Raw genomic sequence first — 14914 nt, forward strand, 5'->3', positions numbered from 1 at the left:
CCTGCTTCTCTTCACGAAGAATGCGCCTGTTTTGCCTGTTCCCGCAAATAATTGCCGGGTGTACAGCCGTAGGCTTCCTTGAATTTTTTGATAAAATACGCCGGAGTGCCGTAGCCGACCGCGGCCGCGACCTGCTCGATCGTCAGACTGCCGAGTTCGACCAGACTTCTCGCCGTTTCCATCCGCCGGGCGGTCACATATTCGGTGTAGGTGACGCCCAGCTCTTCTTTGAACAGCCGGCTCAAGTATTTGGCACTGATAAACACGCTTGATGATACCGCTTCCAGAGATAAATCGCCGGAGAGATTCTCCGCAATATAACGCTTGGCCGACTCCAGCGTATCCGTGGCCCTTTCGCCGTTTCTTTTCTCCGTTTCGATCAGGAACAGGCTGACCGACTCCATCAGCCAGACGCGGAACTCCAGGATATGCGGCAGTTCGACATATTGGCGGTGCAGATCGGGATGCCCGCCGTTCGGCTGTTTATAGCGGATACTTTTGAGATGGTCGGAGTAGAGGAAGACGATATTGGCGAGCACGAAATGACCGTAATCCGCCGAATACGAGCCGGTTCGGACCGCTTCGATCAGATCGTCGACCGCCGCTTCGATCTCGGCGTGCTGCCGGGCCGCCAGCTTATCACGGAAGCGCGACAGCATGGCCTGCGGGATTTCTTCCGTACTGCGTTCGCGTTCCAGCAGACCGGCATCCTGCAGGATAGAGCGTTCGGGCAGGAAATAAGCGTATTTCAGGCGGCTCTCCGCTTCGCCGAGACTGAGCGGAAGCCGCCCGGGCCGATCGACCGAACGTCCCCAGGCCAGCTGAATCCGCAGATCGAGCCGCTGCCTGCATGCTTCGGCGAACCGCTGCGCGAAATCGGGCATCGTCCGTTCACCCGGATCTTCGCTGCCGAAAAAGTCTTCTCCCGCCTGCGGGCCAGCTTCGCCTGGAGTGTCCGCCAGAATCGCCACGAGGCGCCGGCTGGACAGCTCTTCGGTTACGATGCGGCTGCCCGGAGTGTTTTGGGATTCCAGCAGCGCAGCGATTTCGCCAAGAATGCCGTCCGCCGCTTCGGAATCCGTTCCTGCGGGCAAGCTTCCGATATCCAGCACCAGGCAGCGCAGACGGGAATGTCCGCCGAACCATTCGCCCGGCAGACGGGTTTCCTGGAGCGTCGGTTCGATCGCCTCGCCCCGGAGCAGCTTGAGCAGCGTCTCCCGTTTGACGAGGGGGCGTGCCGCATGCAGCGTTTCTTCGAGACTGACGACCCGGCCGCTCAAATGCTCCAGCGCCGTATCGATCATCCCGTATTCGTTGGCTCCGGCAGCGTCCGACTGGCCCGCCAAATGCCGGATTTTGCCGACCAGCGCCTTGAGCGGACTGTAGATCAGCCGCGTCATCACGCCCGACAGCAGCAGTCCGATCACGATCGCAAGCGCGCACACGCCGAGCATCAGCTTGAGCACCGCCGATGACTGCTCCCGGTACAGACTGTGCGCGGTGGCACTGTAGAGCGTCCAACCGGCCGAAGGAAGCGGTTCACGGAAGACCGTATACGACTCGCTGTCGACCCAGCCGCCGACTTCCCCGCCGTTCGCCGCCGAACCGTCGGTCTCGTCGATCAGCCGGAGCACGGGAGAAAAGGAATCGCCTGCTTGCTCATCCGCTGTTTCCGGACCGAGCATAAGCGAGCCCGAATCGCTTCGCAGCCAGGTCTCTTCGTATTGAAAAGGCAGCATGTTGCGCAGGATGCCCCGAATCGCTTCTTCCTTGATATCGACCGCCAGAATCAGCTGGCTGTCCGCTCCGGTCGACTGGAACGGATAAGTGTGCGCGTAGGTAATCAGCCGCTGCCCGCTCCCGCCCGGAATCTGCGAAAAAGGATCTTTGGGCACGACCCGTGCCGGGGTCCAAAAATGGCGCTCCCCGGACGTCAGCATCCCGTCGATCCAGTCGGAAGGCAGGGACGCGGCCGCTTCCCGGCTTGCGGCGTCCACCAGTCCGTACAGCGAAGACAGCATGGCGCCGCTTGACGGTTCGTACAGATGGATCGCTTCGATCAGCTCGGGGCTGCCGGACACTTCCGACTGCAGCAGCTCCTGGAGTTCGACCAGTTTGGCGGGGTGCGTCTGCCAGGAGCCGCCCCGGAACTGCCGCAGGTCCGTATTTTTGTCCAGAGCCAGCCCGAGAGCGGTCTGCTGCACGCGCTGGAACACTTCGGAATCGAGTGTCCGCGCCGTGTTTTCGAGTGTCATCTTGCTGCGGCTGCGCATTTGGCCTCGGTCGCGGTCGGAATAATACAAATAGAAAACCGAGCAGAGCGAGAGCACGATGACAAGCACGATTGCTATGTAAGACACGGCCAGACGGGCCAGAACGGAATTCCATTTTCGCATGATGTACTCTCCTCCCGCCGGGATTATACAAAGCGCGATCCATTCTTATTCGCGACTTTTGTTAAACATACGTTAAATTCGGAATAATGAACACAATTCGGGCACAAACCTCCCAAAACGATACTAAGGGGAAATCGTTGCATTGCCGAAATTCGCTGCGGGATGCTACATTTTCAGCGATTCGAATCGACAAGCCGTCCCGATCAACATCCATCCAACCCGAAGAGGAGCAACCCTAACGTGAAAAAAAGACCGATGAAACAAATGCTCGCCGCTGCGCTGGGCTTCGCCATTCTGTCGAATACGGCCATGATTCACCCCGCGATTGCCGCACCCGATTCCTATACGATCGAAATGCCGGCCGCGCCGGCATGGGGTTATTTTACCGACAAATACAAGACCAACCAGAACGAATTCACGACCGTTGACACGAATGCGGCTTACGGCACACTGTCCGAGTTCCTCAAGCTGTGGACACCGGGGAGTTCGTGGGACCAGGGCACGAAGCTTCGGCCGGATGTGCTGGACTATAACATTCAATACGTGGTGAACCTCGCCGCTACCCGGACTCCGGCCGACGAAGAAATGGCTTATCTGGTCGACCGCCGCGGACAAACGTACGGCGCGACCGAAGGTCTCGGCGCGCTGGCCGACACGTACCGGACGCTGAGCGGCACGACAACCGTGATCAAAGACGTCGCGGCCGATGCGACGACCGTCAAATACGACGATGTCGGCAGCACGAACAAAGGCGGCGACTCCGACTCGCAGCTCGGCAAAATGGTCGATCTGGTCGGCATCGTGCGCGGCAATTACGCTTCGACCAACCCGTCCAAAAACTTTTTCCAATATATGCGTCCTTACCGTTGGGTGAACCAGCAGGAAAACAGCCAGGCGAACCGGATCGTAGTTCCGACGCTTGTGCCTGCGATCAGCAAGACACCGGCCACGGACGGCGGATTCCCGAGCGGTCACACCAACGCCTCGTACCTGGCTTCGCTGTCGCTGGCTTATGCCGTGCCGGAGCGTTACCAGGAGATGCTGACCCGCGCTTCGGAAATGGGCGACAGCCGGATCGTATCCGGGATGCACTCGCCGCTTGACGTGATGGGCGGGCGCGTTCTGGCAACAGCCCTGGCAGCGGCGGCTTTGTCCGATCCGGCCAACGCCGAGCTGAAGAAGCAGGCGTACGACCAAGCTCATGACATTCTGCTCAAGCAGCCGCTCGGCACTTCGGAAGACCGGTTCGGCAATTACGAGAAGAACAAGGCGGATTACTTCAAACGTCTGACCTACGGCTTCCAGCCGATCGGCGACACCACCAAACAAATGGTTGTACCGAAGAATGCCGAAGTGCTGCTGGAGACCCGTCTGCCGTACCTGAGCGCTTCGCAGCGCCGCGCGGTACTCGCGACGACAGGACTGCCGTCCGGTTATCCGCTGCTGGACGATCCGGAAGGCTGGGGCCGCCTGAATCTGTTCGAAGCGGCTAACGGATATGGCGCATTGGACGGCACCGTGACCGTCGGCATGGATTCGGCACTGGGCGGATTCCATGCGCAAGATCATTGGCGGAATGCGATTTCCGGCACCGGCCGTCTCGTCAAGGAAGGCAGCGGCTGGTTGAAGCTGTCCGGCGCCAACACCTACAGCGGCGGAACGGAAATCAACGGCGGGACGCTCGAAGCCTTGTCGGCTAAGGCTTTCGGCAGCGGCAGCGTAGTGAACAACGGCGGCACCGTGACGGAGAATGTCTACGGCGGCGGTACCGTCACGGCGCAGGTCTACGGAGGAGGCGGAGGCCTTGTGATCGGCGGCGATTTCAAGCAGTCTGCGAACGGTACTCTGGAACTGAATGTTGCCGCACCTGGCGATACGCTTGAAGTTGCGGGAAGCGTGCAGGCCGGCGGGACCCTGAAAGTGAACTTTGCCAACGGTTATGCGCCGACTGCAGGCGACTTCACCGTGATTACCCATGCGGCGGGAACCGCGTCCGGCATGTTCAACAATCTGCAGGTTGACGGTCTGCCTTCGAATTACGGAGCCGTTCTCGGCTACCGCGACGGCCGCATCGTGCTGACACTGGCGGAGACGAATCCGGGCAGCCCGAACCCGGGGACGACCCATCCTCCTTCCGGTGGAGGAGGCTCCGTGACTCCGCCTCCGACAGCCCCGGTTCCGACGACACCGGCTCCGCAGCCGACGACTCCGCCGATTGCCGTACCGGTTACGCCGTCGGCACCGGCTCAGCCGGGTACACCCGGCACGCCGGCTCCGCTGCCGACGAGCCCGTTCCGTTCCGGGATCGTGGACGCTGCCGCGCTGCTTCAATCGCTGACGCAGAAAGCCGCAGCCGCACCGGCTTCCGCCGGAACGTTCTCCGACCTGCCTGCCGGCCACTGGAGCGGCGGCTCCGTATCCAAAGCGGCCAAGCTCGGCATCGTGAGCGGCTACGCAAACGGCACGTTCCGTCCGAATGCGCCGGTGACTCGCGCCGAGTTCAGCGCCATGATCGCGCGTGCCTTCGGTATTGAACCGGCCGTGTCTTCGGCTTCGTTCGGCGATACCCGTTCAAGCTGGGCCGCCGGATATATCGGCGCCCTGTCGGATCTTGGCGTAGTTGCCGGCTACAGCGACAACAGCTTTAAGCCGAACGCGAAGATCTCGCGGGCCGAGATGGCAGTCATGATCGCCCGTGTTATCAATCTGAGCGAACTGCCTGCCGCGGCGGCACCGGCAAGCTTCAGCGATGTGGGCAGCGATCACTGGGCAGCGGGCGTCATTGATCAGGCGGTTTCCGCCGGTCTGCTGAACGGCGCATCCGCATCGTCTTTCGCTCCGGACAAAAACGCCAGCCGCGCCGAAGCGATTACTCTGATTGTGCGCACGCTTGCGAGCGACGCGTCCGTGAAGTCGCTGCTGGAAGGGCTGTAAATCCGGCCAAAAGCCCGTCGGATCGACGGGCTTTATAGGCCTATCTCCACACCCGGTTCTCCAAGCGAGAACCGGGTGTTTTTGTTCGTCAAAGAAGGAAATAGAGACAGAGGGAGGGGCGCTGAGCCTTTAACGGCCTGTCGACCGTTAAAGGCTCAGCGAGTAGGGAGGGCTGTTCAATAGATGCCGTACAGCACCTATTTTGCGAAAAAGGAGACTGGCAGTGAAGATTCGGCCTATTCGCAGCGACCGGTACAGTGTATGCTTCAGATATCCTTCCTGTCCGTTATCGCATTCCACTATTCCCACACAAAAACCCCGGCGTCTCCGCCGGGGTTGAAGTCGTCCAAAAATCTATTGTCAAAATCCGATTTCCCATGCTACGATGGGGGAACCGCCATGATTATTTATGAAAGGATAAAGTTATCGCATCTTATCTACAACTTAATCTTATCATGGGCAGCGGGGGGCTGTCAAACGGTTTTTCGCCAAAGTCGAATTTCCAAATCGAACAAGGGAGTGGTCCGGGAATGATCGAAAGCGAAGAGTTGAAGAAAGAACAAAGCAGGCTGGAAGACGTATCGGGCAAACTGAGTGCCAGAATCGCGGAACTTGAGCCGGAGGTGGAAGGGCTGCAGGAGCAGGCGGCCGATCTTCGCAGACGCTTCTGGGAAGAAGTGAGCGTCAGCACCGCCACCAACGAAGACTTCGAGGAAAGCGTCTACAGCATCGAGCAGCAGGAAGCGCTGCTGTCCGAACGCGAGCGCAGCCACCGGCAGAAGATCATGCAGTATCGCAAACTCAACAAGCTGCTGGAGTCGCCTTATTTCGGCCGAATCGACTTCCGCGAAGACGGGACCAGATTCACGGAATCGATTTATATTGGCGTCTCTTCGTTTGTCGACAAGGACGGTCTCGAGTTCCTGATCTACGACTGGCGGACTCCCCTTGCAAGCCTGTATTACGATCATTCGCCCGGACCGGCCGGGTACGATACGCCAATGGGGCCGATCTCCGGACACATGGAGCTGAAGCGGCAGTACCGGATTCAGGGCGGCGAGATTCTCGGCGTGTTCGATACGAGCGAGACGATCGGGGACGAACTGCTGCAGCAGGTGCTCGGCGGGGGGGCCGACAACCGGATGAAGACCATCGTCTCCACGATTCAAAAAGAGCAGAATGCGATCATCCGCGAAGATAAAAGCGCCATGCTGATCGTCCAGGGCGCGGCCGGCAGCGGCAAGACATCGGCGGCGCTGCAGCGAGTGGCCTATCTGCTGTACAGCAATCGCGACCGGCTCACCGCCGATCAGATCGTTCTTTTTTCGCCCAATCCGATGTTCAACGGCTATGTCTCGACCGTACTGCCGGAGCTGGGCGAAGAGAATATGAAGCAGACCACGTTCCAGGAGTATCTCGACAGCCGCCTCGGCCGGACGTTTGCGCTGGAAGATCCGTTCGATCAGATGGAATACGTCTTGTCGCCGCCGGACGAACCGGGGTACGATGCCAGATTGAGCGGCATCCGGTACAAAGCGTCGGAGCGCTTTCTGGAAGATCTGCAGCACTACGCGCAGAGTCTGGAGCAGGAAGGGATGAAGTTCGCCGATCTGACTTTCCGGGGAAGGAAGCTGATTGCGGCGGAGCGGATGAAGGCGGAATTCTACGGCTATGATTCTTCGCTGCGTATCGCAAACCGTACGGCGAAGCTGCAGGAATGGCTGCTTGGCGAACTTAAACGGCTGGAACGCGAAGAATGCGCAGCGGACTGGGTGGAAGAAGCGATGAATTTCGCCGACGGCGAACTGTACGAAGAAGCGTACCGGGAGCTGCACCAGGACCGGAACGTGTTCGATTTTTCGGAGGAGTATGCGGCTGCGCGTGCCCGGATCGAAGGCCGGCGACGTCCGGACGAAGGCGATTTCGACTTCGGACAGCGGGAAGAAGAATGGATCCGCCGCCGCCTCGTGAGTGAAGCGTTCAAGCCGGTCAAACGCGGCGTGAAGCGCATGTCTTTTGTCGATATGGCGGGACTGTACGCACGGTTCTTCGAGTCGGAACAGCCGCCTTCCGGATACGGCTCCGCGCCGGAGTCACAGCCGGGTCGGGACTGGAACGAGATCGGCCGCCGGACTTGTGCGAGACTCGAGCGGGGCGAACTGTTCTGCGAGGACGCGACGCCGTATCTCTATCTCAAAGAACTAATCGAAGGGCAGCGGAGCCGCCCGGAGATCCGGCATGTGTTTATCGACGAAGGGCAGGATTATTCGGCCTTCCAGTACGCTTTTCTCAAAAAGATGTTCCCGCGCGCCCGCATGACCGTGCTCGGCGATTTCAGTCAGGCGATCTTCACGCAGTCGACCGAGCTGTCCGCTTCCGATTCGCCACTGGTTCGTCTGTACGGCGAAGCCGATACGCGGGTGTTCCGTCTGACGCGCAGCTACCGTTCGACGCGGGAGATCGTCGAGTTTGCCAAGGCGCTGCTGCCGGAAGCCGCCGATATCGAACCGTTCGAACGAAGCGGCGGCAGGCCGCTGCTGATCCGTTCCGAGCGGCCCGAGCATCACGCGGCGGAGATCGCGGCTCATCTGCACCGCCTTCGCGCGGAAGGATTCGAGTCGGTCGGGATCGTCACCCGTACCGCCGCCGAAGCCCGTGAAGCTTTTGAAAGTCTCGCCTCGGCCGGCTGCGCCGGCCTGAAGGAAGTGACCAAGACCACGCCCGAATTCGAGAAAGGCACGCTGGTGCTTCCCGTTTATCTGGCCAAAGGCGTCGAGTTCGACGCCGTGCTGATCTACGACGCTTCCGAACGGGTCTACCGCCGCGAAAGCGAGCGCAAGCTGTTCTACACCGCCTGCACCCGCGCGATGCACCGGCTGGCGCTGTTTTCTCCCGGCGAATGGAGTCCGTTCGTCGCGAATCTCGATACCGCCCTGTACGAAACGGGCGAAAGTTTGGCACAATGAACCGATAGGGGCGCAAGCCGCCTATCCAATCCGGAACCACGGGGAAAAGAGGAATTTGATGCCGACATCGCGACGTGGGCATTCCGGGAACAGCTGAACGAGAACCTGCGGCTTCCGATGCTGTACTTCGGAGAGGACGCTGCCCGGATCTACAAAAGTCTGCCGGCCGAAGAAGCGGATGCGTTCGTCTCGGGTATGCAGCAGCTGGGCACGTACCATGTCCGTATCTATGAATCGAAAGACCGTTTCCATGCATACGGAGAGCTCAACGGAGAGTCGTCCGTCGTCATCACGCCGGAACAGATTGACCGGGTGCTGGCGGGCGAACAGGTCCAGAACAATCCGAACGGGCTGACGGTGACGCTGGTGGGACTGCCTTTTTCGACGGATACGGGCAGAAAAGCCATCTTTGTCGAGCCGATCGGTTCGCCTTCCGCGGTATTTATCGTGAAATGGCTGCTGAGCTTTTCCGCTTACGCGCTGGCCGCCGGCTGTATCGTTATTTTGGTGGCGGCCTTCTTCCTGGTGCGGCCGATTCAGAAGCTGACTACGGCGACGAGGCGTATTGCGGAAGGCAACTTCGACGTCAAACTGGATATCCGGCAAAAAGGCGAACTGGGGACGCTCGCGCGCAGCTTCGAGCAGATGATCCGCGAACTGCGGCAGGCGGAGACGATGCGCAGAGATTTTGTCTCGAACGTCTCGCACGAGGTGCAGTCGCCGCTGACCTCGATCTCCGGCTACGCGGTAGCGCTCAAGCAGGTCAAGCTGAGCGAGGAGCAGCGGGTCCGCTATCTCGACATCATTATCGAAGAAGCGGGGCGTATCTCCAATATGAGCAGCGGGCTGCTGAAACTAAGTGCGCTCGAAGCTCCGTCCCCGCACTTTCGCCGCGAACCGCTCCAGCTCGACGAGCAGATTCGCCGCGTGGCGATCGCACTTCAGCCGCACTGGGCGGCGCGCCGCATCGGATTCGAGCTGGATCTGCCGGATATCCGGCTGACGGGCGACCGGGATCAGCTCGAGCAGGTATGGACGAATCTGATCGGGAACGCGATCAAGTTTTCTCCGGACGGCGGACAGATTGCGGTGCGGATGACAGCGGACGAAGACCATATAACGGTGCGTGTGGAGAATCAGGGAATCGGCATCGCGCCGGAAGACCGGGAACGCGTCTTCGAACGCTTTTTCAAAGCCGACCGTTCCCGCAGCCGCAGGTATGAAGGAAGCGGCTTGGGACTTGCCATCGTCAAGCAGATCGTCACGCTGCAGGGCGGGGAGATCTACGTGGAGAGCGGGCCGGGCCACGGAGCGGCTTTTGTCGTGGGTCTGCCGCGGGAACCGCAAAATTAATTCTCCTGTGCATCCTGCGTTCATATTCCCGTCATGAAGGGTCCATCCTTGCCCGCTATGCTGGGTCTATCGGCAGCTTGAGCGGGCCGGCATACAGAAGCGGAAACGGGAGTGGATCGGCATGCGAAGAAATCGGAACGGGAACAGCGAGGCAGAAGCGGGACCCGTCAAAAAAAAGCGGAAGCCGCTTCGAATCATAAGAAATATTCTGGGCGTTCTCGCCGGCATCATCGTGCTGTTCTTCGCGATTGTGTTCGTGACGGACAAAGTGGCCGGCAGTATGGAAAAAGACCGGATCGAGCCGTACGGCCAGTTCGTCGAAGTGGACGGCAAACAGATGAACGTGCGGATCGACGGGGACGGGGCAGAGACGGTCGTGCTGCTGCCGGGTTACGGAACAGCGGCGCCGGGTCTGGACTTCGAGCCTTTGATCCGGGAGCTGGAAAAGGATTATCGGGTCGTGACCGTCGAGCCTTTCGGCTACGGACTCAGCGACGGGACCGACAAAGAGCGGACAACGGCAAATATCGTCGGCGAAGTGCACGAAGCCGTGCAGCGGTTGGGCTTGAAGCGTTACGTCTTGATGGGCCATTCCATCGCGGGGCTGTACGGCCTGGAATATGCGAATCAATATCCGGACGAAGTGATCGCATTTGCCGGTATCGACACCAGTGTTCCGGCGCAGGGAGGCATGGATCAAGAGCTGCCGGTCGGCACCTTCAAATTCCTGCGCCAGTCGGGCCTGATGCGCCTGTTGACCAAAGTCAGCGGCGCTCCCTATGCGGGCTTGGATTACGATGCGCAGACCAAAGAGCAGATTCGCATGGTTACGAACCGCGGAGGCAATAATGGAACGCTGCTCAACGAGATGAGCCATATCGCTTCCAATTTCAAGCAGGCGCGCGAAGCCGGAGCGGCGTTCCCGCAGAGCCTTCCGCTTGTTCTGTTCATCCGGCAAAACAATGCCGAAGTGCCGGACTGGACGGCCATGCACGAAGAACAGGCCGAACATTCGGCGCACGGCCAGGTGATCCCGATGAACGGCGGGCATTATCTGCACCATGCGCTGTCCCCGGAGATTGCGGCGGACTTTAAGGCCTTCATGAACGGACTTGAAAAGAACTCCTAACTTGCACGCAAAAAACCCCCGATCGTGCGCTGCCGCGCAGACCGGGGGGTTTTTTCTAACCCTTACCCTGGAACCGAGCGGGCTCGAAGCTTAGAGCGCCGCCCTTGTCTCCATATGATGCCGTCCTTTGGGCACCACCATGGGGCTGCCGGAGACGGGATCGTCGATCACTTCGCAGTCCAGACCGAATACGTCTTTGATCCGCCTGCTGGTGATAACTTCGGACGGCGTGCCTTCGGCAACCAAACGTCCTTCCTGCAGCGCGAAGATATGATCGGCGTAGCGCGCCGACAGATTGATATCGTGCAGCACCATGACGATGGTCGTCCCGTGTTTGCGGTTGAGATCGGTCAGCAGGTCGAGGATCTCGACCTGATACGTGATATCGAGAAACGTCGTCGGTTCGTCGAGGAACAGGATATCCGTCTGCTGGGCCATTGCCATGGCAATCCAGACGCGCTGGCGCTGTCCGCCCGACAATTCGTCGATGTTGTGGTTGGCAAACTGCGTGATATCCATCAGCTCCATCGCTTCCGCGACGGCTTCGTAGTCTTTTTTGGACCAGCCGCCGAGCAGCGGCTGGTGCGGGAAGCGTCCGCGGCCGACCAGATCGGCGACCGAGATGCCTTCCGGAACGATCGGGGACTGCGGCAGCAGCCCGATGATCCGGGCCAGCTGTTTGGAAGGATACTTGGCGATCGGTTTGCCGTCGAGCGTAATACGGCCGGAAGTCGGCTTGATCAGCCGGGCCAGCGCTTTGAGCAGCGTGGACTTGCCGCAGCCGTTGGAACCGATAATGACGCTGATCCGGCTGCTCGGGATCGTCAGGTCCACGCCGTTGATGACCGTCTTCTGTTCGTAGCCGGCGACAATCTGCTCGGCTTGGAAGATATGGTTCGGCTTCATCACAATTCCCCCTTCTGGTTCATGCGGATTAACAGGAAGATCAAATACGGCGCTCCGAGCAACCCGGTAATGACCCCCACGGGGTATCGGTGAACGAAAGCGAACTGTCCGATCAGATCGGCGGCTAATACGAGGTTGATCCCGACGAGACCTGCCGGAATAAGGCTGTGAAATCCGGTGCCGACCAGTCTTTTGGCAATCGGGCCGGCCAGGAACGAGACGAAGGCGACCGGCCCTGTCGTGGCGGTCGCGATCGAGACGACGAACACCGCGCAGACGATCAGGGCGATCCGCGTCTTGTCGGTGCTGACGCCAAGCGAGGAGGCCGTCTGTTCGCCGAGCTCCAGCGTATGCAGATGCTTGCCCATCACTATCAGGATCGGCGTGCAGATCAAGGTGATCGCAACCAGGGGCGGCAGCTCGCTCATCTTCGAACCGTTCAGGCTGCCGGACAGCCAGCGGATTGCCGCCGGCACGTCTTTCTCGGAGCTGATCAGCAGCAGATAAGAAATGACGGCATCCAGCATGGCCTGGATCCCGATTCCGATCAGGATCAGGCGGCCGATCGAGAAGATTTTGCCCCGGGCCAGAATGTAGATTACGATGACTGTCGCCAGTCCGGCCGCAACCGAAACGGCGGATGTTACCGCGCCGCCGGCCTGGAGTACCGTCAGGCAGAAGACGGCCGCCGCGCTGGAACCGGACGTCACCCCGATGACGTTGGGGTTCGCGAGCGGATTGCGCAGCAGCGTCTGGAACGTGTAGCCGGCGATGCCGAACGCGAATCCCGCGAACAATCCCGCCAGCATGCGCGGCAGGCGCAGCGTACTGACGGCGAACGAGACGCCTTTGATCTTCTCGCCGGACAAGGCGCGGACGACCTGGTCAAGCGGATAGATCGTATTGCCGAGCATAAGCATGGCCGCGCACAGAACCAGAGCCAGCAGGGCCAGCGTGCCGGTTACGAACATCCAGCGGCGCTGCCGTCTGCGCCGTCCTGCACGGATATATTCGACGGAAGCGGAAGGCGCGATCAGGTTAGGGGTCAGAGTCATAAGGAACGCACCTTCGCTCTCATCGCCAGAATAATCAGGATCGGAGCGCCGACGAAAGCGGTCACTACGCCGACTTCAAGTTCGCCCGGACTTCCGATCAGGCGTCCCAGAACATCCGATACGGTCAGGATGACCGCTCCGGCGACGGCGGACAGCGGAATCACGAAGCGCAGATCCGGTCCGACCATGAGGCGCACCACGTGGGTCGCCAGCAGGCCGATAAAACCGATCGGTCCGGCCAGCGCCGTTGTCGCTCCGCACAGAATCACGCCGGCCAGTGCCGCGATTAACCGCAAGGTGCCGGTCTTGACGCCGAGGCCTTTGGCCGTCTCGTCGCCGAGCGCGAGCGCGTTAAGCGCAGGCGAGGTCAGGAACCCGATCAGCAGGCCGGCGAGCAGAAACGGAACGAAGGTCGAGATACTGCTCCAGGTTCCCGATCCCACGCTGCCTACCTGCCAGAAGCGAAATTGGTCCATGACATGGGAACGCGGAATCAGAATGGCCGTCACCAGCGAAGAGAGGGCCGCGCTGGTGGCCGCTCCGGCCAGAATAAGCTTGATGGGCGTGGCTCCGCCGCGCCCCAGCGAACCGACTCCGAATACGAATACGGCCGTGATCGCGGCACCGGTCATGGACAGCCAGATATATTGGCTGGCTGTCGTCATGTTCAAGAAAGCCATGCCGCACACCACGAACAAGGAAGCTCCCATATTCACGCCCAATATGCTCGGATCCGCGATCGGATTGCGCGTCACGGCCTGCATCAGCGAGCCCGATACGCCGAGCGCCGCTCCGCAGAGAAGGCTGAACACCGTCCGTGAGATCCGTTTTCGAACGATATTCGCTTCGTAGGAGTCCATCTCCGGACGAAACAAACCGTCGATCAAATCGTGAAACGGCACTGCCCGCGAGCCGAATGCCAGGGAGGCGAGAATACTCGCTCCCAGCAGAATCAGGCTCACGATCAGTACCGTGGGAAAATGCTTCGGGATGTGCGGACTCGGACGGGAATCGCTCGAGACCGTAATAGGGTTCATCTGGGTTATTTCACCTTGTCGGCAGCGGCGCCGAGCAGTTTCATGTAATCGTCAATCGTATAGGCGATCGACAGGGGAGTCGGCGTGCCGGCTGCCACAAGCGGCGTATCCGCCGCGATGAAAGCGACGGAACCGCGCTCGATCGCCGGGATTTTGCCCAGCAGCGGATCGGCTTGAAGCGCGGCGAGCAGCTTGTCGTCGCCGTAACCGACAATGAGGTCGGCGTCGTTCAGCGCCTGCGCGTTCTCGGCGCTCAGCTCCAGCGAGTAGCTGGTCGGGTCCGTAATCAGCGAAGTGATGCTCTCCGGATAAGTCAGGCCCATTTCTTCAAGGAACGAGACGCGGGTATCAACCGGCGTATAGATATGCAGTTTGGACAGATCGTCGGCCGAGAAATTGACCCAGGCGATTTTTTTGTCTTTCAACTGCGGATAAGCGGCGAACTTCTCATTGATGAGCGCTTCCGTATCGGCGATCAGTTTCTCGCCTTCGGCAGGCATGCCCATGCCTTCGGCGGTCAGTTGAACCTGTTCGCGCCATTTGGTCGTCCAAGGGGACGTCGGATAAGCGACTACCGGAGCGATCTCGCTCAGGGTATCGTAATCTTCCTGCGTGATGCCCGAGTACGCGGCCAGGATCACATCCGGCTTGGCATCGGAGATCGCTTCGAAGTCGAGACCGTCCGTATCCTGGAATACGTTCGGATCGGCTGCGCCAAGCTCATCGAGCTTTTCCTTCGTCCAAGGCAGCAGTCCGCTGCCATCCTGTACGCCGAAGTTGGCGGCGGAGAAACCGTCGGGAACGACGCCCAGAGCCAGCGCGACGTCCTGATTGCCCCATTGGATGGTCACGATCCGTTCGGGTTTGCTCTCGATTACGGCTTCGCCCAGCGCCCCTTTGATCGTCAGCGGGTACTGCGTATCTGTGGTTTCCGCAGCGGCGGAATCCGTTTTGGAAGTCTCTGCCGGTGCGGTCTCGGCAGCGGCCGTATCCGTCGAAGCCGGAGCTGCTGCGGGTGCGGCTTCTTTTGCGCCGCAGCCGACGAGCGCCAGGACCAGGATGATCGAGATGATGGCAGTGACCAGCGAATATTTTCGGTTTGCGTTCATGATGGACCCCTCTCTGAATCGATAAGCGT

General features: G+C 60.0%; 9 protein-coding genes. 4 read left to right on the forward strand and 5 right to left on the reverse strand.

The window, feature by feature from the left end; genetic code table 11:
- Nucleotides 1–11 precede the first annotated feature (11 nt).
- A complete protein-coding gene (locus HOP44_RS15715) occupies nucleotides 12–2396 on the reverse strand; it encodes a helix-turn-helix domain-containing protein (protein WP_172254985.1) in 2385 nt (794 codons plus the stop codon).
- Between the two features lie 255 nt (nucleotides 2397–2651).
- Between HOP44_RS15715 and HOP44_RS15720 the strand changes: the two genes are divergently transcribed.
- The 4 genes from HOP44_RS15720 (at nucleotide 2652) to HOP44_RS15735 (ending at nucleotide 10778) form a co-directional block, all read left to right on the forward strand.
- Nucleotides 2652–5330 (forward strand): S-layer homology domain-containing protein, encoded by a 2679-nt coding sequence (locus HOP44_RS15720; RefSeq protein WP_172255308.1) that lies wholly within the window; start codon nucleotides 2652–2654, stop codon nucleotides 5328–5330.
- 530 nt (nucleotides 5331–5860) lie between these two features.
- Nucleotides 5861–8296 carry an RNA polymerase recycling motor HelD gene (gene helD, locus HOP44_RS15725; protein ID WP_172254986.1) on the forward strand — a complete coding sequence of 812 codons (2436 nt, stop codon included), beginning with the start codon at nucleotides 5861–5863 and terminating at the stop codon, nucleotides 8294–8296.
- Between the two features lie 117 nt (nucleotides 8297–8413).
- Nucleotides 8414–9649, forward strand: coding sequence for a sensor histidine kinase (locus HOP44_RS15730; RefSeq protein ID WP_216667609.1), 1236 nt, complete (start codon nucleotides 8414–8416; stop codon nucleotides 9647–9649).
- Between the two features lie 121 nt (nucleotides 9650–9770).
- Nucleotides 9771–10778 (forward strand): alpha/beta hydrolase, encoded by a 1008-nt coding sequence (locus HOP44_RS15735; RefSeq protein WP_172254987.1) that lies wholly within the window; start codon nucleotides 9771–9773, stop codon nucleotides 10776–10778.
- A gap of 90 nt (nucleotides 10779–10868) precedes the next feature.
- Here the strand turns inward: HOP44_RS15735 and HOP44_RS15740 are convergent, their stop codons facing one another.
- The 4 genes from HOP44_RS15740 to HOP44_RS15755 are packed head-to-tail and all read right to left on the reverse strand — an operon-like array spanning nucleotide 10869 to nucleotide 14885.
- Nucleotides 10869–11684 (reverse strand): ABC transporter ATP-binding protein, encoded by an 816-nt coding sequence (locus tag HOP44_RS15740; RefSeq protein ID WP_172254988.1) that lies wholly within the window; start codon nucleotides 11682–11684, stop codon nucleotides 10869–10871.
- Nucleotides 11684–12739 carry a FecCD family ABC transporter permease gene (locus HOP44_RS15745; protein ID WP_172254989.1) on the reverse strand — a complete coding sequence of 352 codons (1056 nt, stop codon included), beginning with the start codon at nucleotides 12737–12739 and terminating at the stop codon, nucleotides 11684–11686. The genes HOP44_RS15740 and HOP44_RS15745 overlap by 1 nt, the downstream gene beginning before the upstream one ends.
- Nucleotides 12736–13776: a FecCD family ABC transporter permease gene (locus HOP44_RS15750; RefSeq protein WP_172254990.1), complete on the reverse strand. Its 1041-nt coding sequence runs from the start codon at nucleotides 13774–13776 to the stop codon at nucleotides 12736–12738. Before HOP44_RS15750 ends, HOP44_RS15745 begins: the two co-directional genes overlap by 4 nt.
- A gap of 5 nt (nucleotides 13777–13781) precedes the next feature.
- Nucleotides 13782–14885 (reverse strand): iron-siderophore ABC transporter substrate-binding protein, encoded by a 1104-nt coding sequence (locus HOP44_RS15755; RefSeq protein WP_172254991.1) that lies wholly within the window; start codon nucleotides 14883–14885, stop codon nucleotides 13782–13784.
- Nucleotides 14886–14914: the final 29 nt, after the last annotated feature.

The sequence above is a fragment of the Saccharibacillus deserti genome, assembly GCF_013618475.1.
GTDB classification, from domain to species: domain Bacteria; phylum Bacillota; class Bacilli; order Paenibacillales; family Paenibacillaceae; genus Saccharibacillus; species Saccharibacillus deserti.